This window comes from Actinoplanes palleronii (assembly GCF_016862315.1).
Classification (GTDB): domain Bacteria; phylum Actinomycetota; class Actinomycetes; order Mycobacteriales; family Micromonosporaceae; genus Actinoplanes; species Actinoplanes palleronii.
The window spans coordinates 106673-129379 of the sequence record NZ_BOMS01000057.1; the positions used below are offsets into that span (position 1 = coordinate 106673).

The 22707-nt window shown below is 74.0% G+C and carries 20 protein-coding genes and 2 pseudogenes; 14 read left to right on the top strand and 8 right to left on the bottom strand.

The window, feature by feature from the left end:
- The 5 genes from Apa02nite_RS21370 to hypE are packed head-to-tail and all read left to right on the top strand — an operon-like array spanning window position 1 to window position 5191.
- Window positions 1-477 (top strand): hydrogenase maturation protease, encoded by a 477-nt coding sequence (locus Apa02nite_RS21370; protein ID WP_203826546.1) that lies wholly within the window; start codon window positions 1-3, stop codon window positions 475-477.
- Window positions 474-2783: a carbamoyltransferase HypF gene (hypF, locus tag Apa02nite_RS21375; protein WP_203826547.1), complete on the top strand. Its 2310-nt coding sequence runs from the start codon at window positions 474-476 to the stop codon at window positions 2781-2783. The genes Apa02nite_RS21370 and hypF overlap by 4 nt, the downstream gene beginning before the upstream one ends.
- A gap of 1 nt (window position 2784) precedes the next feature.
- Window positions 2785-3033: a HypC/HybG/HupF family hydrogenase formation chaperone gene (locus tag Apa02nite_RS21380; RefSeq protein ID WP_067706151.1), complete on the top strand. Its 249-nt coding sequence runs from the start codon at window positions 2785-2787 to the stop codon at window positions 3031-3033.
- Window positions 3030-4139, top strand: a complete 1110-nt coding sequence (gene hypD / locus Apa02nite_RS21385) for a hydrogenase formation protein HypD (protein ID WP_203826548.1) — start codon at window positions 3030-3032, stop codon at window positions 4137-4139. Before Apa02nite_RS21380 ends, hypD begins: the two co-directional genes overlap by 4 nt.
- Window positions 4136-5191 (top strand): hydrogenase expression/formation protein HypE, encoded by a 1056-nt coding sequence (gene hypE, locus Apa02nite_RS21390; RefSeq protein ID WP_203826549.1) that lies wholly within the window; start codon window positions 4136-4138, stop codon window positions 5189-5191. Before hypD ends, hypE begins: the two co-directional genes overlap by 4 nt.
- 16 nt (window positions 5192-5207) lie before the next feature.
- On the opposite strand, the gene Apa02nite_RS21395 is transcribed toward hypE, so the two are convergent.
- Complete coding sequence (locus Apa02nite_RS21395; protein ID WP_203826550.1) at window positions 5208-5507, bottom strand: hypothetical protein; 300 nt, start codon at window positions 5505-5507, stop codon at window positions 5208-5210.
- A 224-nt stretch (window positions 5508-5731) separates the two neighbouring features.
- Here Apa02nite_RS21395 and Apa02nite_RS21400 point away from each other — a divergent pair, with 224 nt between their 5' ends.
- Window positions 5732-7237: a long-chain-fatty-acid--CoA ligase gene (locus Apa02nite_RS21400; protein ID WP_203826551.1), complete on the top strand. Its 1506-nt coding sequence runs from the start codon at window positions 5732-5734 to the stop codon at window positions 7235-7237.
- Window positions 7238-7296: 59 nt separating this feature from the next.
- Here Apa02nite_RS21400 and Apa02nite_RS21405 read toward each other — a convergent pair whose 3' ends face one another.
- The 6 genes and pseudogenes from Apa02nite_RS21405 to Apa02nite_RS21430 form a co-directional block, all read right to left on the bottom strand.
- Window positions 7297-9981 carry a bifunctional acetate--CoA ligase family protein/GNAT family N-acetyltransferase gene (locus Apa02nite_RS21405; protein ID WP_203826552.1) on the bottom strand — a complete coding sequence of 895 codons (2685 nt, stop codon included), beginning with the start codon at window positions 9979-9981 and terminating at the stop codon, window positions 7297-7299.
- Window positions 9978-10868, bottom strand: coding sequence for a universal stress protein (locus tag Apa02nite_RS21410; protein WP_203826553.1), 891 nt, complete (start codon window positions 10866-10868; stop codon window positions 9978-9980). The genes Apa02nite_RS21405 and Apa02nite_RS21410 overlap by 4 nt, the downstream gene beginning before the upstream one ends.
- A 153-nt stretch (window positions 10869-11021) precedes the next feature.
- Window positions 11022-11606 (bottom strand): DoxX family membrane protein, encoded by a 585-nt coding sequence (locus Apa02nite_RS21415; RefSeq protein WP_203826554.1) that lies wholly within the window; start codon window positions 11604-11606, stop codon window positions 11022-11024.
- 120 nt (window positions 11607-11726) lie between these two features.
- Window positions 11727-13920 (bottom strand): annotated as a pseudogene (locus Apa02nite_RS21420) (glycoside hydrolase family 65 protein).
- A 68-nt stretch (window positions 13921-13988) separates the two neighbouring features.
- Window positions 13989-14468, bottom strand: a complete 480-nt coding sequence (locus Apa02nite_RS21425) for a universal stress protein (protein ID WP_203826555.1) — start codon at window positions 14466-14468, stop codon at window positions 13989-13991.
- Between the two features lie 94 nt (window positions 14469-14562).
- Entirely contained in the window at window positions 14563-15486 is a 924-nt protein-coding gene (locus Apa02nite_RS21430) for a universal stress protein (protein ID WP_203826556.1), read from the bottom strand.
- A gap of 158 nt (window positions 15487-15644) precedes the next feature.
- Between Apa02nite_RS21430 and Apa02nite_RS21435 the strand changes: the two genes are divergently transcribed.
- The 4 genes from Apa02nite_RS21435 (at window position 15645) to Apa02nite_RS21450 (ending at window position 17352) form a co-directional block, all read left to right on the top strand.
- The gene (locus tag Apa02nite_RS21435) at window positions 15645-15872 is read left to right on the top strand and encodes an SHOCT domain-containing protein (RefSeq protein ID WP_203826557.1); all 228 of its coding nucleotides are present in this window, start codon (window positions 15645-15647) and stop codon (window positions 15870-15872) included.
- Window positions 15873-15916: 44 nt separating this feature from the next.
- The gene (locus Apa02nite_RS21440; RefSeq protein WP_203826558.1) at window positions 15917-16246 is read left to right on the top strand and encodes an STAS domain-containing protein; all 330 of its coding nucleotides are present in this window, start codon (window positions 15917-15919) and stop codon (window positions 16244-16246) included.
- Between the two features lie 24 nt (window positions 16247-16270).
- A complete protein-coding gene (locus Apa02nite_RS21445) occupies window positions 16271-16981 on the top strand; it encodes a hypothetical protein (RefSeq protein ID WP_203826559.1) in 711 nt (236 codons plus the stop codon).
- 98 nt (window positions 16982-17079) lie between these two features.
- Window positions 17080-17352, top strand: a complete 273-nt coding sequence (locus Apa02nite_RS21450) for a DUF1876 domain-containing protein (RefSeq protein WP_203826560.1) — start codon at window positions 17080-17082, stop codon at window positions 17350-17352.
- Between the two features lie 222 nt (window positions 17353-17574).
- Here the strand turns inward: Apa02nite_RS21450 and Apa02nite_RS21455 are convergent, their stop codons facing one another.
- Window positions 17575-18438 (bottom strand): universal stress protein, encoded by an 864-nt coding sequence (locus Apa02nite_RS21455; protein ID WP_203826561.1) that lies wholly within the window; start codon window positions 18436-18438, stop codon window positions 17575-17577.
- A gap of 153 nt (window positions 18439-18591) precedes the next feature.
- Between Apa02nite_RS21455 and Apa02nite_RS21460 the strand changes: the two genes are divergently transcribed.
- From Apa02nite_RS21460 to Apa02nite_RS51120, 4 genes and pseudogenes are all read left to right on the top strand, one after another.
- Window positions 18592-19038 carry a universal stress protein gene (locus Apa02nite_RS21460; protein ID WP_239164453.1) on the top strand — a complete coding sequence of 149 codons (447 nt, stop codon included), beginning with the start codon at window positions 18592-18594 and terminating at the stop codon, window positions 19036-19038.
- A 59-nt stretch (window positions 19039-19097) separates the two neighbouring features.
- The gene (locus Apa02nite_RS21465) at window positions 19098-19490 is read left to right on the top strand and encodes an Hsp20/alpha crystallin family protein (RefSeq protein ID WP_067706115.1); all 393 of its coding nucleotides are present in this window, start codon (window positions 19098-19100) and stop codon (window positions 19488-19490) included.
- A 121-nt stretch (window positions 19491-19611) separates the two neighbouring features.
- Complete coding sequence (locus tag Apa02nite_RS21470; RefSeq protein WP_203826563.1) at window positions 19612-22338, top strand: cation-translocating P-type ATPase; 2727 nt, start codon at window positions 19612-19614, stop codon at window positions 22336-22338.
- Window positions 22339-22415: 77 nt separating this feature from the next.
- Window positions 22416-22562 (top strand): annotated as a pseudogene (locus tag Apa02nite_RS51120) (CBS domain-containing protein); the annotation flags it as partial.
- Window positions 22563-22707 lie beyond the last annotated feature (145 nt).

The following is a 22707-nucleotide window of genomic DNA, read 5'->3' on the forward strand; positions in this document are numbered from 1 at the left end:
GTGGACGGCCGGCGAGTGGTCATCGGCGTGGGCAACGAGTACCGCCGCGACGACGCCTTCGGCCTGCGGGTGCTGGGCGAACTGGCCGATCGGCAGGCGTACGACAGCCGCCTGCGCGGCGTGGACCTGCGGATCAGCGACGGTGAACCGACCCGGCTGCTGGACGCGTGGGCCGGCGCCGGGCTGGCCGTCGTGATCGACGTCGCCGACGCGGGCGGGCGCCGCCCCGGCGAGTGGACCGAGCGGGATCTTCCGGACGGCGCGGAGCTGTCCGGTGCGGCCGCGGCGTCCGGGCACACCATCGGGCTGGGCACCACCCTCGCCCTCGGCCGGGCCCTGGGACGGCTACCCGACCGGCTGATCGCGCTGGTCACCTTCGCCGACCAGTTCGGCTTCGGCACCGAGCTCAGCGTCCCGGTCGCCGCCGCGGTGCAACCGGTGGTGGACCGGGTCTGCGCGCTGGTGGGCACCCGGTGACCGCGGTCGGCGAGGTACCGGCCTGGCGGGTGCGGGTGCGCGGCACCGTGCAGGGTGTCGGCTTCCGGCCCTTCGTGCACCGGGTCGCGACCGGGCTCGGGCTCGACGGCGCGGTCCGCAACGACGGCGGTGAGGTGGTCATCGAGGTCGCCGGCCCGGAGGCGGCGGTGCGGCGGCTGGTCGGGTCGCTGCGCCGGGAGGCACCGGCCGCGGCCGTGGTCACCGAGGTCACGGTCAGCCGGGCGACCACGGTGCCGGCTCCCGGGTTCCGGGTGACCCCCAGCGATCCCGGAGCCACCCCGTACGGTTTCGCCGGGCTCCCGGCCGACCTCGCCACCTGCCCGGACTGCCGGCGCGAGCTGTTCTCCGCGGCCGACCGGCGCTACCGCTACCCGTTCGTCAACTGCACCGCCTGCGGCCCGCGCGCCACCATCGTGGACGACCTGCCCTACGACCGGGTACGCACCGCGATGGCCGGGTTCCGGCTCTGCCGCCGGTGCGCGGCCGAATACCACGACCCGGCGGACCGGCGGTTCCACGCCGAGCCGGTGGCCTGTCCGCGCTGTGGTCCCCGGCTGGCCTGGACGGCCGGGCGCCGCACCGCGGCCGGCCCGGCGGCGCTCGCGGCGGCGACCACGGCGATCGCGGACGGCCGGATCGTCGGGCTGAAGGGTCTCGGCGGCTACCAGCTGGTCTGCGACGCGCTGAGCCCGGCCGCGGTAGACCGGCTGCGGCAGCGTAAACGGCGCCCCCGCAAACCGTTCGCCGTGATGGTCCCGGACCTGGCCACCGCCACCCTGATCGCCGGGGTGACCGCGGCGGACCGGGTGGTGCTGACCTCCCCGGCCCATCCCGTCGTGCTGCTGCCGGTCCGCCCCGCGCGGCGGCTGGCCGCGGCGGTGGCCCCCGGCCTGGACCGGGTCGGGTTGTTCCTGCCGTACACGCCACTGCACCATCTGCTGCTCCACGACCTCGGCCGGCCCCTCGTGGTGACCAGCGGCAACCGGGCCGACGAGCCGATCGCCATCGACGACGCCGACGCCGCGGAGCGGCTGGCCGGGATCGCCGACGGCATCCTCGGGCACGACCGCCCGATCCGGGCCCGCTACGACGACTCGGTGGTGCAGGTGGTCGACGGCGTCCGGCGGACGATCCGCCGGGCCCGCGGGTACGCGCCCGGCGCGTTGCCGTTGCCGGTCCCGGCGCGGCACCCGATCCTGGCGGTCGGCGCCCAGCTCAAGCACACGTTCGCGCTGGCCCGCGGGGACCAGGCGCTGATCGGCCCGCACGGCGGTGACCTGGCCGACGCCGACACGCTGGCCGCGTTCCGCTCCGGCGTGGCGCGGCTGGGCCGCCTGCACCGGTTCCGGGCCGAGGTGGTGGCCCACGACCTGCACCCCGACTACCTGTCCACCGGGTACGCCCGCGAGATCGCGCCGGCCACCCGGCGGATCGGCGTGCAGCACCACCACGCCCACGTGGTGTCGTGCGCGGCCGAGAACGGCGTGCACGGCCGGTTCCTCGGCGTGGCCTACGACGGGCTGGGCTTCGGCGACGACGGCACGCTCTGGGGCGGCGAGGTGCTGCTCGCGACGTACGCGGGGTTCCGGCGGCTCGGCCGGTTCGGGCGGGCGCCGCTGCCGGGCGGGGCGAGCGCGGTGCACCGGCCGGCCCGGATGGCGCTCGGCTACCTGTACGGCGGCGAGTTCCCGATGCCGGCCACCCCCGCGCCGGCGCTGCTCGGCCGGATGCCCGCCACCGAGCGGGCCACCGTCCGCCGGATGGTCGAGCGCGGCGTGCACAGCCCGCCGGCCTCCAGCGCCGGACGGTTCTTCGACGCCGCGGCGAGCCTGCTCGACCTCTGCGACGACGCCGGCTACGAGGGCGAGGCCGCGGTGCTGCTGGAGACGGCCGCGCGGGCCGCGACCGGTCCGGTCCCGGCGCTGCCCTGGCGGCTGACCCGGGCCGCCGGCCTCTGGGTGTACGACTGGTCGGGCACCCTGGGCGCCCTGCTGATCCGGCTCGCGGCCGGGGTGCCGGTGGCCGAGCTGGCCGCCGCGGTCCACCGCACGGTCATCGACGTGACCGTGGAGCTCTGTGTCCGCGCGGCCGACCGGACCGGTGTCCGGGTGGTCTGCCTCTCCGGCGGCTGCCTGCAGAACCGGCTGCTGGCAGCCGGCCTGCCCGCGGCGCTGCGGGCGGCCGGGTTCACCGCCGTGCTCAACCGGGACGTGCCGGCCAACGACGGCGGCATCAGCTACGGCCAGGCGGTGGTCGCCGCCGCCCGGCTCGGGAAGGGAGGGTGACGTGTGCCTGGGCATCCCCGGGCGGATCACCGAGGTCGAGCGGTGCGACGGGCTGCGCACCGGCACCGTCGACTTCGGCGGGGTCCGCAAGCAGGTCTGCCTGGCCTACACCCCGGACGCCGGGCCGGGCGACTACGTGATCGTCCACGTCGGCTTCGCGATCAGTGTCGTGGATCCGGACGAGGCGGCCCGCACCCTCGCCGTGCTGCGGGCCATGGACGGCGTGCTGGAACAGGAGCTGGGCCCGTGAGGTACCTCGACGAGTACCGCGATCCGGTGCTGGCCCGGGCGCTGCTGAGCGAACTCGGCCGGGTGGTCACCCGCCCGTGGACGCTGATGGAGGTGTGCGGCGGGCAGACCCACACCATCGTCCGGCAGGGCATCGACGAGCTGCTGCCGGACGGCGTCCGCATGATCCACGGTCCGGGATGCCCGGTCTGCGTCACCCCGTTGGAGGTCCTGGACCGGGCGATGGCGATCGCCCAGCGGCCGGGAACCATCCTGACCAGCTTCGGCGACATGCTGCGGGTGCCGGGCACGCGCACCGACCTGCTGGCGCTGCGGGCCCGGGGCGCGGACGTCCGGGTCGTCTACTCCCCGATGGACGCCGTCGCGCTGGCCCGCCGGACCCCGGACCGGCAGGTGGTGTTCCTCGCCGTCGGGTTCGAGACGACCGCCCCGGCGAACGCCATGGCCGTGCTGCACGCCGCCGCGCTGGGCCTGACGAACTTCACCGTGCTGGTCAGCCACGTCCTGGTGCCGCCCGCGATGACCGCGGTACTGCGCGCCCCGGACTGCCGGGTGCAGGCGTTCCTGGCCGCCGGGCACGTCTGCGCGGTGATGGGCTGGACCGAGTACGAGCCGATCGCCGCCGAGCACCGGGTCCCGATCGTGGTGACCGGATTCGAACCGCTGGACCTGCTGGAGGGCATCCTGATGGCGGTCCGTCAGCTCGAGCAGGGCCGGCACGAGGTCGAGAACCAGTACGCCCGCGCGGTGCGCCGGGACGGCAACCAGGCCGCGCGGCAGGCCATCAGCCGGGTCTTCCGGGTCACCGACCGGGCCTGGCGCGGTATCGGCACGATCCCCGGCAGCGGTTTGACGCTCACCGACGAGTTCGCCGCCTTCGACGCGCGGCGCCGTTTCGACGTCGGCCACCTGCTGGTGCGCGAACATCCGGACTGTGTGGCCGGCGACATCCTGACCGGTGCCAGGACGCCTCTCGACTGTGCCGCCTACGGCACCGCCTGCACCCCGCGCACGCCGCTGGGCGCGCCGATGGTGTCGGCCGAGGGGACGTGCGCCGCCTACTACACCGCGGGGCGCCGTGCCGTCCCGCCGACAGGAGTGTCATGACCATCGTCGATCCCGCTGCTGGTTCCTGCCCGGTGCCGCTTCCGGAGTCCGAACGGGTGCTGCTCGGCCACGGCTCCGGTGGCCGGCTCTCCGCGGAACTGATCAGCGAGGTGCTGCTGCCCGGGCTGGGCCCGGCGGCGCCGGGCGGTCCGCTCGAGGACGCCGCGTTGGTCACCGTTGGCGGGTGCGAGCTGTTGCTGAGCACCGATGCGTACGTCGTGGACCCGCTGTTCTTCCCCGGCGGCGACATCGGGGCGCTCGCCGTGCACGGCACGGTCAACGACCTGGCCATGCGGGCCGGACTGCCGGTGGCGCTCACCATCGCGTACGTCGTGGAGGAGGGCCTGCCGCTGACCGACCTGCGCCGGGTGGCCGCGTCGGTCGGCGCTGCCGCGGCGGCCGCCGGTGTCCCGGTGGTCACCGGGGACACCAAGGTGGTCGGGCGGGGCGCCGCGGACCGGCTCTTCGTGATCACCGCCGGGCTGGGCCGCCGGCTGCCCGGCGCCGCGCCCACCGCGGCGGGCGCCCGGCCCGGTGACGTCGTGCTGCTCTCCGGGCCGATCGGGTGCCACGGCGTGACCGTGCTGAGCACCCGGGAGGGACTCGGCTTCGAGTCCGACGTCGCGTCGGACTCCCAGCCGCTGCACCGGCTGGTCGCCGACATGATCGCCGCCGGTGGGACGGGCGTGCACGCCCTGCGGGATCCCACGCGTGGCGGCCTGGCGGCGGCGGTGAACGAGATCGCGGCCGCGTCCGGGGTCGGCGTCGAGCTCGTCGAGGCCGCGCTGCCGGTCCCCGAACCGGTCCGGGCGGCGTGCGAGATGCTCGGGGTCGACCCGGCGTACGTGGCCAACGAGGGCTGCCTGGTGGCGTTCGTCGCGCCGGAGCGGGCGGACGCGGTGCTGACCGCGATGCGAGCGCGGCCGGAGGGGGCCGCGGCCGTCCGGATCGGTGCGGTGACCGACGGTGGACCGGTGCTGGTCCGGACGATGGTCGGCGCACGCCGCGTGCTCGACCTGCCGCTCGGCGAGCAGCTGCCACGGATCTGCTGATCGGCGGCCGCCGGTGTCACGGGCAGGCGCCGGACCCGCCGCTCTCCGGGACCGACATCGGGTGCCGCTGGTCGTCGCGCTCGGCCAGCCGGGCGAGGGCTTGCCGGTACTGCGGCCGGCTGATCTCCCCGGCGAGGAGCTGGCGGGTCAGCGTGCCCTCCAGGGTCGTCGGCCCGGTGCCGCTGTCGTCCCCGGTGCTGCCCTGCCCCGGCCCTGCGTCGGTGTGCGGGGCCGCCTCGGGCCAGAACGCCACAGCCGCGGTGAGGAACACGGCGACGCTGGTGATGATCAGGATCAGCACGGAAACCACCTCCACCGAGGCCAGCATCGCGCCGCGGGCGCCTTGATCAGCAGGGGCCTAGGTCCCGTCCGCGGTGTCGGGCCGCCGGAGGTCAGCCCCGGTCGGGTAGCCGTTCCTCGTCCGCCTCGGCGGGCGGCAGCGCGGGACGGGACGTTCAGCCCTGCCGGGATCCGGTCCGCCACGGTCACGGTGGAGGTGAATGCCTCTACGTGATCAAGTCCGTACCGAGAGGAGCCGACATGTTGAACCTGGCCGTGATATTGCGGGAGTCGGCCGTGGCCCACCCCGCCGCGCCGGCACTCATCTTCGAGGGGCACAGGATCAGCTACGGCGAGCTGGATGCCCAATCGGATGCGGTGGCGGCCGCCCTGACCGCCCGGGGCGTCCGGCCCGGCGACCGGATCGCCTTGCAACTGCCCAACGTCCCCGACTTCCCGGTCGCCTACTACGGCATCCTGAAGGCCGGGGCGATCGTGGTGCCGCTCAACGTGATGCTCCGGGCCCCGGAGATCGCCTATCAGCTGGCCGACTCCGGCGCCCGCGTCCTGATCACCTGGTCCGCCCTGCTGGACGAGGCCGCCAAGGGCGCGGCCGAGGCCGGCCTGACCGAGTTGTACGCGGCCGGCCCGGCCCCGTCCGGCGCGGCCCGCCCGTTTGCGGAGCTCACCGCCCCGTGCCCGGGACCGCTGCCGCTCGCCGACCGGGACGCCGGTGACGTCGCGGCCATCGTCTACACCTCCGGCACCACCGGCCGGCCCAAGGGCGCCGAGCTGACCAACCTGCAGCTCTACCTGAACGCCGACATCCCGGGCCGGCTGTTCGACCTGCGCCGGGACGACGTGGTGATCACCGTGCTGCCGTTGTTCCACGTGTTCGGCATGTCCAGCACGATGAACGTCGGGATCCGTTTCGGCGCGGCGCTGTCGCTGGTCCCGCGGTTCACCCCGGAAGCCGTGCTGACAACGATCACCAGGGACCGGGCCACCGTCTTCGACGGCGTGCCGACCATGTTCGCCGCCCTGCTGGCCCACCCGGACACCGCGGAGTACGACACCTCGTCGTTGCGGGTCTGCATCTCCGGCGGAGATGCCATCGCCGCGCGGGTGATCGACGGCTTCGAGCAGCGGTTCGGGGTGCCGATCCTGGAGGGGTACGGCATGACCGAGACGGCCGCCACCATCACGTTCAACCCGACCCCGCAGGATCGCCGGGTGTACAGCGTCGGCCGGCCGGTCTGGGGTGTCGAGGTGCAGGTCTGGGATCCGGACGGGCACCCGCTGCCGCCCGGGCGCGAGCACCTCGGCGAGCTGGTCACCCGCGGCTACCACACCATGCGGGGTTACCACGGCGACCCGGCGGCCACCGCCGAGGCGTTCCAGGGCGGCTGGTTCCACACCGGTGACCTCGGCTACGCCGACACCGACGGCTACCTGTTCATCGTGGACCGGAAGAAGGAGATCATCATCCGGGGCGGGTACAACGTCTACCCGCGCGAGGTGGAAGAGGTGCTGCACCAGCATCCGGACGTGCTGACCGCGGCGGTGATCGGGATCCCCGACGAGCGTCTCGGTCAGGAGGTCAAGGCGTTCGTGGTGACCCGCCCGGGCCGGCTGCAGGACGCGGACGCGGTCGTCGCGCACTGCCGCGAGCGGCTGGCCGCCTACAAGTACCCGCGCATCGTCGAGTTCCGGGACAGCCTGCCGCTCAGCGGCGCCGGCAAGGTGCTCAAGAAGGTCCTGCACTGAGCTCATCGGGGCGGGCCGGGAACACGCCGGTTCCGGCCCGCCCCGATGACCGATGGTGATCAATCAGCGGCACGCAGCCGCCGGAGGACGGGGTCGGGTTCGGCGCCGACCGGCGCCAGCCGAAGCTTGGCGTCCACCGCCGTCACCAGGTCCGGCCCGGCCAGCACCGGGTTCAGGTCCAGCTCCGCGACCTCGGGGTGGTCCTCGGCGAGCCGGGCCAGCCGCAGCAGCAGCTCCTCGAGTGCTCCGGTGTCGACCGGCGGCGCGCCCCGATAACCGGTGAGCAACGGCGCGCAGCGCAGCGAGCGCCACATCCGCCCGGCGTCCAGATCGGTCATCGGCACCAGCCGCAGCGCCCGGTCGGCGAGCAGGTCGGTCTGCACCCCGCCGAGCCCGAGCAGCACCAGGGACCCGAACAACGGGTCGTGGACCAGCCCGGCGACCAGCTCGACCGGCGCGCTGACCTGGTGTTGCACCAGCAGGCCGGCACCGGGGCGTCCAGCCGCGGCCACCGACGCGCACGCCGCGCGGACCGCGTCCGGCCCGGTTAGCCCGGTCCGCACGCCACCGGTGTCGCTCTTGTGCACCACCTGCGGGTCCGCCGACTTGAGCACGACCGGGTAGCCGAGCCGGTCGGCCGCCGCGACCGCCGTGTCCGGGTCGGACACCGTGGCGGTGGTGAGGATGGGGATGCCGTACGTGGCCAGGATCTCCGCCGTCCGTTCGTACGACTGCCAGCCGGTCTGCTCGGCCATCGCCTTGGTGATCAGAGCGCGGGCCCGGTCGGCGTCGATGCCGGGCAGCTCGGGACGACGCCCGAGGGGCTGCCGCTGCCACTGCGCGTGCGACCAGGCGTGCCCCATCGCCCGTACCGCGTGTTCCGGCAGCTCGTAGACGGGCACCCGGCGGGTGGCGAGCGTGGGCGGGGTGTCGCCGGCACCGCCGGTCAGCACCACGGCCATCGGCAGGTGCGGGTACCGGTCGGCGATCGGCGCCAGGGCCGCGAGGATGGAGTCCGGCCGGTTGGCCCGGGTGCGGATGACGACGAACAGCAGCAGGTCGGCGCTGCCGCTGCGGGCCACCGCGTCGGCGACGGCCGCGAACGCCTCCGGCGACGCCCCGGCGCCCAGGTCGATCGGGTTGTCCAGTCCGGCGGCGTGCGGCGCCACCGCCGAGACCTCGGCCCGGACGTGCCCGGGCAGTGCCGGGACCTGCAGCCCGGCCGGCTCCGCGGCGTCGGCCGCGAGCACGTTTAGGCCGCCGGCGTTGCCCACCACGGCCAGGCGCGGCCCGGCCGGCGCGGGTTGATCGGTGAGCATCCGGGCGGCGTCCAGCAACTCACCGAGGGTGTCCGTGCGGATCACGCCCGCCTGGGCGAACAGCGCGTCGACCGTGGCGGCCGGCGCCGCGGCGGCCGCGGTGTGCGACGCGCCGGCCCGTCGCCCGGCGGCCGACCGGCCGCTCTTGATGGCCAGGACCGGCTTGCGCCGGGAGAGCGCCCGCACGGTACGGGCGAACTTGCGGGGATTGCCGAACGACTCCAGGTACAGCGCGACCGCCCGGGTGGCCGGGTCGTCGTACCAGTAGGCGATCAGGTCGTTGCCGCTGACATCCACCTTGTTGCCCAGCGAGACCAGGGTCGAGATGCCGCAGCCGGTACGGATGGCGTTCTGCACGACGGCGATCGCGACCGCCCCGGACTGCGCGGCCACGGCCAGTCCGCCGGGCGGCGGGGGAGCGGGGGCGAAGCTGGCGTCGAGACGGACCCGGGGATCGGTGTTGACCACGCCGAGGCAGTTCGGGCCGACCAGCCGGATGCCGTGCGACCGGGCCAGGGACAGCAGCGCGGCCTGCCGTACCCGGCCCTCCGCGCCGGCCTCGGCGAATCCGGCGCTGAGCACGACCGCCGCCCGGGCCCCGGCCTGAGCGCCGTCGGTGAGCACGGCGGCGACCTGGTCGGCGGGCACCGCGACGACCAGCAGGTCCACCGGTGTGGGCAGGTCGGTCAGGCGCCGGAAGGCGGGCACACCGGCGACCGGCTCGCCGGATCGGTTGATCGCGTACAGGGTTCCGGTGAAGCCGTACTCCCGCAGGGCGCGCAGGGTCTCGTGGCCCGCCCGGCCGGGCCGGCGCCCGGCGCCCACCACCGCGACCGCGCCGGGACTCAGCAGCGCCCGCAGCGAGGCCCGCTCGGCGACGCGGTCGCGGACGTCCACCGCTTCCTCGGTGGCCTCGTCGTCGCCGGTGCGCAGGCGCACGTCGACCACGCCGTGGTCGAAGCTGCTGCGCGCCTGCGAGGTCAGGTCGCGGGCGACCCGCAACATGTCGTGGTTGCCGGGCAGCACCTCGCCCTCCAGGTCGGTGATGCCGTGCCGCCGGGCCCGGACGGTCAGGTGCTCCAGCAGCAGGGTCGCGATGCCACGGCCGTGGTGCCGGTCCGCGACGAAGACGGCGAACTCCGCGCGTGGCTCGTCGTCGACGCGTTCGCAGGAGGCGACACCGACCAGCTCGTCACCCTGGTGAGCGGCCATGACCAGGTGCCGCTCGGACTCTGGGCGGCACAACCGGTCCACCTCGGCGGCCAGGGTCGCGCTGCCGGGTGTGGCGAAGAAGCGCAGGCGCAGGTTCTCCGGGGACGCCTCGGCGTACAGGACAGTGACCTGGCGGCGGTCAGCGGCGGTGAGCGGCCGGATCGAGATGATCCCGCCGTCCGCGGTGAGCGCGTCCACGGTCTCGGTGCTCATCGGTGATCCCGGCGTTGCCGATCCAGGTAGACCGGGCAGTCGGCGTGCTGCAGCAGTTGCAGGCCGGTCGATCCGAGCAGCGATCCGGCGACCACACCGTGCCCGCGGCTGCCGACCACCACCAACTGTGCGCTCCGGGAGACGCCGGTCAGCAGACCGGCGGCGCCGTCGTGCGAGAGCAGCGTCTCGACCGGCACCTCCGGGAACTTCATCCGCCACGGCGCGAGCTGCGCTTCCAGCCGGTCCCGTTCGGCGGTGTCCTGCTCGGGAGTCCGGACGCTCTGGGGTGCCACGTCGCGGTAGTGGTACTGCAACGGCACCACCGGCAGGTAGGAACGGATCACCTCGAGCCCGGTGCCGCGGTCGGCGGCGGCGGTGAACGCGGTGGCCAGGACGTGGCCGGCGGCGGCCGAGTCGTCGACCCCGGCGGCCACCGGGCCGTCGGTGGCGCCGGAGCGGCCCCGGACCACCACCACCGGACCGGGCGCGTGGGTGGCGACGCGCTGACCGACCGAGCCGAGCAGCAGGCCGGCGAACCCGCCGTGGCCCCGGTGGCCCAGCACCAGCAGGTCCACGTCGTCGTCGGCCGCGGCGGCCAGTAGCCGGGCGGCCGGGTCGCCGACCAGGGTGACCCGGCCGCCCGGCACGTCCGGCGCGGCGGCCCGGGCGGCGGTGGTGGCAGCGGCGGTGACGTCCTCCGCCGCCCGGCGGACCGTCGCCGCCTGCGTACCGTGAATGTCGTAGCGGGCCATGGTCCAGTCCCAGTCCAGGACGTGCGCCACGGAGAGCCGGCAGTGCCGGCGTGCGGCCTCGGCGGCCGCCCACCGTACTGTCGCCTCTCCGCTGGCGGCGCCGTCGGTGGCGACCATGATGGTGGGGGTTCGCATCTCTCCTCCTTCTCGTCCTCCCCTCATCGTCGATCGATGCCGGCCCGGTGCGGCAGGGCGGGAGGTCCCGTCCGGGCGGGCCGTTGGCCAATCGCGGCAGGCGGGAACACAAGAGGCCGGCCGCGGGAGCGGCCGGCCGGGGTGTACTCGGCGTCAGATCAGCCAGCGGTAGCGCTGGACGAGGGGCAGCTTGGCCCACTGGCGGCCGAGGCCCCAGGTGTGTCCGGCGTAGGTGAGGGCGGTGACGATCGCGCCGAGAGCGTAGATGATGTGGTAGTCGATGATCGGGTTGGTGGAGTGGGTGGCCTCGCCACTGGTGCCGGTCTTGGCCGGGGGGAACTCGGCGAACCACATGAGCAGCATCATGGCGGTGGCCGCGACGGCGGCGATGCGCATGCCGATGCCGAGGATCAGGGCGACGCCGATGCCGAGCAGACCGATCATGAACAGCCAGTCGGCCCAGCCCTGTCCGGCGATGTCGTGGAAGAAGCCCTGGAACGGGCCGGCGTCGACGCCGGAGAGGAAACCCTTGGTCGGGGAGCCGCCGTCGATCCACGCTTTGGCGGACGGAGTGGCGTAGCCCCAGCCGAAGGTCTTGTCGAGGAACGCCCAGAGGAAGACGAACCCGGTGGAGATACGCAGCACGGCGAGGCCGCGGGCCGCGGCGGTGGTGAGCATGGATCCGGGAGCCGGGGCGTGTTCGAGAGTGTGGGCCGCGTCGCGGCCGGTGGTGGTCATGGTCTCCTCCTCACAGATGCGCTTCTATGACCGACTATTCGCCGCCGGGCACCGTGGTCACCCGGGCTGGTGTCCCTGACTGTGCGGGCCGAACGGCCCTCGTGGTGACGCCTGTGCCGATCACCGGACGAGATCGGACCGGTGGGCCGGGCCGCGTCCGGGCGGCTGCACCGGTGTGCCGGTCAGCGGGGTGATCGGCGGGATCGGGCGGCGTACCGCTGCCGCGGTCGTGACGACCAGGCGTTCGCCGTGGTGCGACAGGGTCAGCTCGGCGTCGCCGCGGCCGGTTCGCAGCGTGTAGACGGCCTCGCCGGGCCGGACCGTCACGTGCAGACGATGTCCCCGCCAGAGCAGGGAGAAGGCGAGCCGGTCGATCCGGCAGGGCAGCCGGGGCGCGAAGGACAGCGCGCCGTCGTGATCCCGCATCCCGCCCAGCCCGGCGACCAGGGACAGCCAGGCGCCGGCCAGCGACGCGATGTGCACTCCGTCGCGGGTGTTGCGGTGCAGGTCGTGCAGGTCCATCAGCACCGCCTCGCCGATGTAGTCGTGGGCCAGCTCCAGATGCCCGAGCTCGGCGGCCAGGATCGCCTGGGTGCACGCGGACAGCGAGGAGTCCCGCACGGTACGGCGCTCGTAGTAGGCGAAGTCGCGGGCCTTGTCCGCCGGGTCGAAGGCGTCGCCGCACCAGTGCAGGGCGAGCACCAGGTCCGCCTGCTTGACCACCTGCGTGCGGTACAGGTCGAGGTACGGGTGGTGCAGCATCAGCGGGTAGTCGCCAGGCCCGGCGGCGGCGAAGTCCCACTCCTTCATCACCGTGAACCCGCGCACTTGCGGATGCACGCCGAGCTCGTCGTCGTACGGGATGCTCATCGCCGCGGCGGCGGCCCGCCATGCCGCGACCTCCTGCCCGGTCACCGCCAGCGCCGCGGCCCGGTCCGGCTGACGTGCCGCCGCGTCGGCGGCCGCGGTCAGGTTCCGCCGGGCCATCAGGTTGGTGTAGACGTTGTCGTCGGCGACCGCCGTGTACTCGTCCGGTCCGGTGACCCCGCCCAGGTGGAAGGCCCCGTGCCGGTCGTAGTGGCCGAACGAGACCCACAGCCGGGCGGTTTCCACCAGCAGTTCGACGCCGGCGTCCCGCTCGAACGCGGTGTCGCCGGTCGCGTTCAGGTACCGGACCACCGCGTCGGCTATGTCGGCGCCCAGGTGCACGGCCGCGGTGCCGGCCGGCCAGTAGCCGGAGCACTCGTGCCCGCGGATGGTCCGCCACGGGAACGCCGCGCCCGCCCAGCCCAGGGTGGCGGCCCGTTCCCGGGCCAGGTCCAGGGTGGCGTGACGCCAGCGCAGCGCCTCGGCCGCGGCCCGCGGCTGCAGGTAGGTCAGCACCGGCAGGACGTAGCGTTCGGTGTCCCAGAAGACGTGCCCGTCGTATCCCGCCCCGGTCAGCCCCTTGGCCGCGATCGGCCGCTTCTGGGCCCGCGCCCCTGCCTGGAGCACGTGGAACATGGCGAACCGGACCGCCTGCTGCACCTCGGCGTCGCCGTCGAGTTCGATGTCGGCGCCGTCCCAGAACGTGTCGAGGTAGGCGCGCTGCGCGGCGAGCAGGCCGTCCCAGCCCTCGATCCGGGCGCCCGCGAGCGCCGCGACCACCTGGTCCCGGATCGCGGGCCGGGAGCGGCGGCTGGACCAGCCGTATGCCACCAGTTTGACCAGGCGCAATCGCTGTCCCGGTACCAGCCGGCAGGCCACCGTGGTCCGGGCCAGATCCGGCTCGGCCTCGGTCTCGTACCGGGTTCGCCACCAGCTCGGACTGGACGATCACCCGCACCGGGGTGTCCACCGGGGTCACCTCATAGGCGATCGCGACGATGGAACGCTGGGTGAAGGAGACCAGGCGCGTCGATCGGACCCGTACCCGCCGGCCGGCACCGGACTCCCAGTCCACCTCGCGGCGCAGCACGCCGTCGCGCAGGTCGAGTGCGCGCTCGTGGCGCAGCAGCCGGCCGTCGCGGACGTCGAGCGGCTCGTCGTCGACCAGCAGGCGGATCACCTTGCCGTCGGTCACGTTCACGATCGTCTGCCCGGACTCCGGATAGCCGAATCCACCCTCGGCGTACGGCAGCGGCCGCAACTCATAGAACGAGTTGAGATAGGTCCCCGGCATGGCGTGCGGGTCGCCCTCGTCAAGGTTCCCGCGCAGCCCGACGTGCCCGTTGGACAACGCGAAAACCGATTCCGATCGGGCCAGCAGCGCGTCGTCCAGGTACGTCTCGCGCACCTGCCACGGCTCCACCGTGTACGCCGGATGCCGGGTCATCGTCCCCTCACCGTCCGGCCTCCCCCGGCGCCGGCGCCCGTCGCGGGGCGCCGGCTGCCTGTTCCCGTCTACCGCTGGGCGGTGCGCACCGCCGGTTCCCGGTCCGGCACCGGTTCCCCGAGATGGGTCGGGATGACCACCACCGGGCAGGTGGCCCTGCGGATGCATGCCTCGCTGACCGAGCCGAGCACGGAGTGCCGCAGCCGGCTGTGCCCGTGACTGCCCAGCACCAGCAGGTCGGCGCTGCGGGCCATGGCGATCAGCACGTCGGCCGGCCGGCCCTCGACGGTCTCGGCCGCGATCGGCAGGTGCGATCCGTGTTCCGCGATCACGGCCTGGACCTGGCGTTCCAGCACCGCGGTGGCCTGCCGGTGCTCCTCCTCGGGCGAGGTCGCGGTGAGCACGTCGGCCTCGACACCGTCCCAGGACCAGGCGAGCACGGCCTGCACGGCGGTGTCGCGCCCGGCAGCTTCCCGGGCCGCCCACTCCAGCGCGCGGCGGCCACTGTCGGAGCCGTCCACGCCCACGACGATCAGATGGTTCTTCATGGCTGTCTCCTCTGCTCAGCCGTCCTCTGCGTCCAGCGTCATCCCCGCGATCCCCGCCGGGCAGGGTCACAGGTCCCGTCCTGTCCCGGCCGGCTCACCCGCTGACCCGGGCACCCGTCGTGTGCGGTGCCGCCGGCGTTTCCACCGGCCAGTCCGGCGGGACGAGCAGCACCGGGCAGAGCCCCTGATGACTCGCCACCCGGCCGCCCTGCTCGCCGATCAGTTCGGTCAGCCGCCCGCGCCCACCGGTGCCGGCGACCAGCAGCCGGCTGCGACGTGATGCCCGTTGCAGGGTGTAGGGCACGTCCAGGTCGGGAACGATCATCGAGGTGACCGGCACCTGAGGTAGCTGCCAGGACCATTCGGCCAGCGCCCCGGCCAGGGCTTCCGCCATCGCCACGCGTTGCGGATCCGCGCGCGCCACCGGGAACGGGTGTCGTTCCGCGCGGTCCGGCGGCTGCCGCCACGCGTGGATCACGACGAGGTCGGCTCCGGACCGGACGGCTTGGGCGAAGGCGTACCCGAGGGCGGGCTCGGCCGGGCGTCCCGAGACGCCGACGACGACCGGGCCCCGCGGGTCGGCGCGGCCGCGGTGGACCAGCAACGGACACGGACAGGCGCGGGCCAGCAGGCGAGCGGTCGAACCCCAGTCGGCGCGGTTGATCTGCCCGTTCCGGTGTCCGACCACCAGGAGCCCGGCGTCCCGGCAGCAGTCGGCGAGCGCCTCGCCGGGGAGGCCGGGCCGCAGCTCGGTCTCGACGACCAGTCCCGGATCGACCGAGGCGGCGTGCTCGGCGGCGAAGGTCAGCAGCCGGCTGCCCTGCGCCACCCCGCGATGCGGGCCTTGGACGCGGAACGGGCCGTGATAATGGCCGGGCCAGGCGTGCACGATGAGCAGTCGCGCCGACCGGCGGACGGCTTCGGCCACCGCCACCTCGACGGTGGCCGGGCAGGCCGGGGTGCCGTCGACGCCGACCACGACCGTGCGGTGATCAGAAGACGCGAAGGCCTTTTCCATAACCGTACGTTATGGAGCGGTCATCGTACGCGGATACGGTCCGTGGTCCGTCACCTCGGGGCCGAAGGACTCCTTCCCGGTGTACGAGGGACGTCTGGCCCTTGGTGCCGCGATGGCAGCCGATCGACGCTGGCGGTAGAGCCTGAGGAGGTATGGCCATGATGTACAACTCGCCGCACATGCTGGGAATGGGATCGGGCTGGGTCATGATCCTGCTATCGCTGGGGGTGCTCGCGATCGCCCTCGTCGGTCTCGTCGTCTGGAACCCGCCGCGCCCCGGTCGTCTCGGCGCCGAGCAGGTCCTCGCGGACCGGTTCGCCCGTGGCGAGATCGACGCAGAGGAGTACCAGCAGCGCTTGTACACGCTCCGCGGCGCCGGGCACTGAAGGAACGGACCGGGTACGCCGGAAGGCGTCACCGGGCGGCCGCCATGACACGTGAGGATGGTGTGGACCGGCGTCTGCGGGTCGTCGGCGCTCAGCGCGACGACGGCATCCTGCGGCTGCGGGTGACCGGTGACCTCGACATACTCGGCGTTGCCCGGTTCCGCGAACGGCTCTCGGTGCTGCTCGCGCCACCGGTTCGCGGTGTGGAGCTCGACCTGCGGGGCGTGACGTTCTGCGGCGCCGCGGGTGTCGGGGAGCTTCTCCGGCTGCGGCGTCACGCCGTGGCGGGGGAGTTCGACGTGGTGCTGGTGGCCGTGAGTGATCCGGTGCGGTTCGTGCTGGGCCTGTGCGGCGCCGGTGATTGGTTGCCGTGAGCCGGCCGAGGACGGAGGACGAGCATGCTGCCCCGAGCAGTCGGAACGACGGTCGCGGCGGGGACCGGTGCCGCCGCTGCGATCTCCCTCGCGGCCGGTGTCACCACGCCCGTCCGGTCCGGTCCGAACTGCACCGGTGGCTGCGTGCGGTATCCGTACCTCGACGCCGCGGCGTTCGTGCCGCGCGACTACCTCTGGATGTACCCGGCCGTCATCACCGCGCTGTTCGCCGTGCTGCTGGCCGTGTGCCTGGACGTGACCACACCGGCGGACCGGCGGTGGGCGAGCCGCGCCGGACTGTGCCTGGCAGCCATCGGCGCCGGGACCCTCGTGCTCGACTACGCATTGCAGCTGACGGTGCTGCAACCCGGCCTGCTCGCCGGCGAGACCGCGGGCCTGTCGCCGTTGTCCCAGTACAACCCGCACGGCGTCTTCATCGGCCTGGAGAACGCCGGTTACGCCGAGTTTGCGGTGGCCTTCGCGTTCCTGGGCTACGCCCTGCTCCGGCAGCGGTCGCGGGCCGGTCGGGCGGCGGGCTGGATCCTCGCCGCCGGCGCGGCGGCCACCCTGGGTGTCCTGATCGTGTTCGCCGCGGTCTACCGGGCACGGCTGGACTACCACTTCGAAGTGATCTCCATCGGCCTCGTCTGGCTGACCCTGATCGCCGGTGGACCGGTGCTGGCCGGGATGTTCGCCCGCGGCGGCCACGAGGGCCCGCCGGCGTCGACGGGATGAGCCGGTCCGGGTGGGGACCAATGGCACTGTCCGGACCCGGCTGCCCCGGCCTGTCATGGGAGGGATGGGAGAGGACGGCAGAGAGGTAGGTGACGACGATGCACACCCGGACCTGGACGGTCGAGATCACCATCGCCGAGCACGAGGACGAACGGTGCACCCGTGCCGTCGCGGTGCTGCGAAACGAGGCCCGTCCGCAGGTGCGTGGCGAGGGCACCGCCCGCCGCGCGCCCCGCGACCGCGAGGTGCCCGAGATCGGTGACGAGCTGGCCTCCGCGCGAGCCCTGGCCGACCTGGCATACCAGCTGCTGGACGCGGCAGCCGGCGACATCGAGCAGATCACTCATCGGCCGGTGCACCTGAGCAGCTAGGAGACGACTTTTGTACGGCTGGCAGGTGGTCGAGCCCGGGCCGGACGTCCTGCGAGCCCTGGACCGGGGCGGGACCTGCTCGCCGTCGCCGCCCGGCACCGCCTGCACGTGCGGGTCACCGCGTACCCGATGGCGCAGGCGGTGGACGCTCTCGTGGATCTGGCCGCCGACCGGGTCAACGGTGCGGCCGTCCTGCTGCCGGAGAACTCCCCGGCCCGCTGATCAAACCCGGACGACGAGCACCGGGCAGTCGGCGTGGTGCAGCAGCTGGGTGCCGGTGGTGCCGAGCAACGCCCGGCTGAGCAGGCCGTGACCGTGGCTGCCGACGACGATCAGCTGCGTGCCGTGCGACACCTCGGTCAGCATCGCCGCGGGACTCTCGTGCGAGAGCAGCGTCTCCACCGTGACCTGGGGGTACTTCGCCTGCCAGGGGGTGAGCTGCTGGGTCAGCCGATCCCGTTCGGCGGTGTCCTGGTCCGGGGTCTCGATGCCGGACACCGGGAGGTTGCCGAAGTGCGCCGGCAGCGACGGCAGGTAGGAGCGGACGGCGACCAGGCTCGTGTCGCGTGCGGCGGCCGCGCTGAACGCGGCGTCCAGCACGGCGTCGGCGGTCACCGAGTCGTCCACGCCCACCGCGACCGGGCCCTGACCGGCGTCGGTGCGGCCTCTCACCACCACGACGGGGCAGTGCGCGTGTGCCGCCACCCGCAGGCTCACCGAGCCGAGCAACAGCCCGGCGAACCCGCCGTGACCGCGGTCGCCGACCACGAGTGCGGCGGCGCCCACCGAGGAGTTGAGCAGCTTGGCCACCGGATGGCCGATCGGGATCTGCGCGTCGATGGTCACGCCCGGCGCGGCCTCGGCCGCCGTCCGGTTGGCCTCCCCGATCAGGGACCGGGCGCCCCGGCGAGCGGACTCGAAGTGTTCCCCGCCGAAGTCGTACCGTGCCGCCGCCCAGTCCCAGTCCAGCACGTGGACGATCCGCAGCGGCAAGTGCCGGCGTGCGGCCTCGCGGGCGGCCCAGGTGACGGCCGCCGTTCCGGACGCCGTGCCGTCGGCGCCGACGATGATGGCCGGAGTCTGCATGATCTCCCTCCTCTCACACGTCCTTCCCCTCGATCGTCGTGCGGGTGGCAGGGACCGGGCAGGGCCGAACGACCCTGGCCGCCCGCGCCCGAAACGACGGATGCTGGAATCGTCAGGAACCTCGGAGGCGCGTGATGTCACGGTTTCGTGGAAGTGGATCCCGCTGACGTCCGCACCGGCGACATCGTGGTCGGTGTGGACGGCTCGATACCGGCCAGGAGTGCGCTGAGCTGGGCAGCCGCCCAGGCCCGCCACACCGGTGCGCGCCTGCACCTGATCGCCGTGTGGGAGATCCCGGCCCTGCACGGGTGGGCGCCGGCGATCCCGTACGACGAGGATCTCGCCGCGGCCGCCGGCAAGGTGCTGTCCGCGTCGGCGCGTGACGTCCTCGGCGAGCAGCCGACGGACCTCGAGATCGCCGAGAGCATCGTGCCGGGACACCCGGCCCAGGTGCTGATCGACGCGTCCGCGCGGGCCGCTCTGCTGGTCGTCGGCTGCCGCGGGCACGGCACGCTCACCGGCGCGCTGGTCGGCTCGGTGAGCCAGCAGTGCGTGCGGCACGCCCGTTGCCCGGTGGTGGTGGTCCGGGGGACCTGGTGACAGCGCCCCGTCCGCGTGCCGCGCGACCGGGGTGGACGAGCAGGAGAGGAGTCAGGGAGATGACATCGTTGTTGCCCCGGCTGTTCGGGGACATGACCGACTGGCTGGAGGTGGACTTCCCGCGTCCGTTGCCGGCGTTCCGGATCGAGGACCGGATGACCGACACGGAGTACGTGCTGCGCGCCGAGCTGCCGGGGCTGGACCCGGAGAAGGACGTGCAGATCTCCGCGCTCAACGGCGTGCTGACCGTGAAGGCGGAACGGCGCGAGGAGAACGTGAGCGCGGGCCGCTCGGAGTTCCGGTACGGCATGATGCACCGTTCGCTGCGGCTGCCGCCGCACGCCGACGAGTCCGCCATCACCGCGGCGTACGAGAAGGGGATCCTGGAGATCGTGGTGCCGTTGACCGCGCCGCAACCGGCCGGCCGGCAGATCGCGATCACCAAGAAGTGATCCGGCTGCGCTGAGCACCGGCCGGCGCACCGCGCCGGCCGGTGCCCGTCTGCCCGGTGGCCCGGGAGAACCGGCCGTTCGACCCTGACCCCGGCCGGGCCGCGCGGCGAACGCTGAAGTCATGGCTCAGACGACGACGGCACCGGCCGAGGTCGACGAGCGGCGCCCGCCGACCGAACTCTTCCGGCACCTGCGCTCCGGACCGACCGGGTTACGATCCCGGGAAGCGGCCCGCCGGCTCACGGTGTACGGCCCCAACGAACTGTCCCGGCGGCACACCCGCCACTGGCCGAGACAGCTGCTCGCCCAGTTCACCCAGCCGCTCGCGGTCCTGCTGATGATCGCCGCGGTGCTCGCCTGGGCCGGGCACACCCCGGCGCTGGCCGCGGCGGTGGTCGCGGTCATCCTGCTCAACGCCGCGTTCGCGTTCGTCCAGGAGCAACAGGCCGAACGCGCGGTCGAGGCGCTGGCCGCCTTCCTGCCGCTGTCCGCGCGAGTGCTGCGCGACGGTGTGCTGGTCGAGGCCCCGGCCCGGGACCTGGTCCCCGGCGACGTGATCGAGATCGCCGAGGGTGACCGGGTGTGCGCCGACGCCCGCCTGATCGACGGGAGCGTGGCGGTCGACCTGTCCGCGCTCAACGGCGAGTCCGTCCCGGCCGTCCGCGCCGCCGACACCGCTCTCGTCCCGGGCCCGCTGCTGGAGGCCCGCGAACTGGTGTTCAGCGGAACGTCCTGCACCGCGGGACAGGCCCGGGCGGTGGTGACCCACACCGGCATGCACACCGAGATCGGGCGGATCGCCGCCCTGTCGCAGCGTGGCCGGGCCGAGATGAGCCCGCTGGAACGGCAGGTGCGCCGGGCCACCTGGATCATCGCGGCCGTGGCCGTCACCGCCGGCGCCGCGTTCCTGCCGATCGGCGTGCTGGCCGGGCTGGGCTGGGCGGCCGCGATCAGCTTCGCCATCGGCCTGATCGTCGCGAACGTCCCCGAGGGCCTGCTGCCGACCATCACCCTCGCGCTCGCCGCCGGTGTCCGGGAACTGGCCCGGGCCGGTGCGGTGGTCAAGCGCCTGTCCGCGGTGGAGACGCTCGGCTCGACCACGGTGATCTGCACCGACAAGACCGGCACCCTGACCGAGAACCGGATGCGGGTCACCCGGCTCTGGCTGACCGGCGGGGAACGGGACGCCACGACCGTCCGCGACGACGGCCCGGCCCGCGCGCTGGCCCTGGCCGCGGCCACCTGCACGACCGCCCATCCGTCCGGTGACGGCGCCCCGGCCGACAGCGGCGACCCGACCGAGCTGGCGCTGATCCACCTGGCCGCCGCGATCGGCGTGCCGGTCCGCGCGACCGCCCGCGACGCCGCCCGCACCGGCCTGTACGCCTTCGACCCGCGGACCAAACGGATGTCCACGGTGACCGGTGGCCGCCTGCACACCAAGGGGGCCCCGGAGTCCGTGCTGCCGTTGTGCACCCGGGTCCACGACGGCTCGGGCCGCCCGGTCGGGCTCACCGACACCGTGCGCGCCGAGGTGCTGGCGGCCGAGGACCGGTACGCCCACGCGGGCCTGCGGGTGCTCGCCGTCGCCGAACGGGTCGCCGGCGCGGATCTGCTGGCGGCCGGCCGGGAGACCGCCGAGACCGGGCTGACCCTGCTCGGGCTGGTGGCCATGGTCGACCCGCCGCGTGAGGCGGTGCCCGCGGCGGTCGCCGACGCGCACCGGGCCGGGATCACCGTGCACGTGATCACCGGTGACTACGGGGCGACCGCGGCGACGATCGCCGCCGAGGTGGGGATCGGCGACGGGCAGCAGCGGGTGGTGACCGGCGCCGAGCTGGACGCGATGGGCGACGCCGAACTCGATCACCTGCTCGAGGAGGGGCGGGAGATCGTGTTCGCCAGGTCCTCGCCGGAGGGCAAGCTGCGCGTCTGCGAGGCGTTGCGCTCGCACGGGCACATCGTGGCGATGACCGGAGACGGCGTCAACGACGCTCCGGCGCTGCGCCGCGCCGACATCGGGGTGGCGATGGGCCGGTCCGGCACCGATGTGGCCCGCGAGGCGGCGACCATGGTGCTCACCGATGACAACTTCGCCACCATCGTCCGCGCGGTCGAGGCCGGACGGCGGGTCTTCGACAACGTCCGCAAGTTCGTGCTGTACATCTTCGCCCACGCCGTACCGGAGGTCGTTCCGTTCTTGATCTTCGCGTGGTCCGGCGGCGCCGTTCCGCTGCCGCTGACCGTGCTGCAGATCCTCGCCATCGACCTGGGCACCGAGACGCTGCCGGCGCTCGCGCTGGGGCGGGAACGCGCCGAACCGGGCCTGATGAGCCGGCCGCCCCGGTCGCCGAAGGCCGGAGTGATCGACCGCCGGCTGCTGTGGCGGGCCTGGGGGCTGCTCGGGCTCACCTCGGCGGTCCTGGTCACCGCCGGATTCTTCTGGAGCCTGTGGCGGGCCGGCTGGCAGCCCGGGGTGACGCTGCCCGCCGCCGACTACGCCCGGGCCACCACGATGACGTTCGCCGGCATCGTGGCCTGCCAGATCGGCACCGCGTTCGCCTCGCGCACCGACCGTGCCGCGCTGCGGACCATCGGCGTGTTCAGCAACCGGCTGTTGCTCGGCGGCATCGCGTTCGAGCTGGTCTTCGCCGCCGCCCTGATCTACCTGCCGCCGCTGCAGGCGGTGTTCGGCACGGCCGCGCTCAGCGGCGCTGCACTGGCGTTCCTCACCCCGTTCCCGGTGCTGGTGTGGGGCGTCGACGAGCTCTACCGCGCGCGGGTACGCCGCCGCGGCACCGGAATCCGGCCTGAGGAGGCGCCATCATACGAGTCCGCGACATCATGACCAGCCCGGTCCAGGTCGTCTGGCACAACGCGCCGGTCGAGGACGCGGTCGCCCTGATGACCACGTAGGAGGTCACCGCGCTGCCGGTGCTCGACCACGACGTGCGCAGCCTGCCGGTGGTGGAGGGCCGCACGGTCGTCGGCATCGTCAGCCGCCGCGACATCCTGGCCGGGGTGGTCCGCGACGACGACGCGCTCGCCGCGGCCGGTGGACTGCCCGGGTGACGGCCGGCGTCGCCACCGTCGCCGGCGGGTTCCCGAACGAGCAGCAGCGCGAGGTCGTGTCGCTGCTGGCCCACACCCGCGTGGCCGGGATACGGCTTCTCGACGGGCCCGGCCCCGACGGGTCGAAAGACACTGTCGCGGCGGG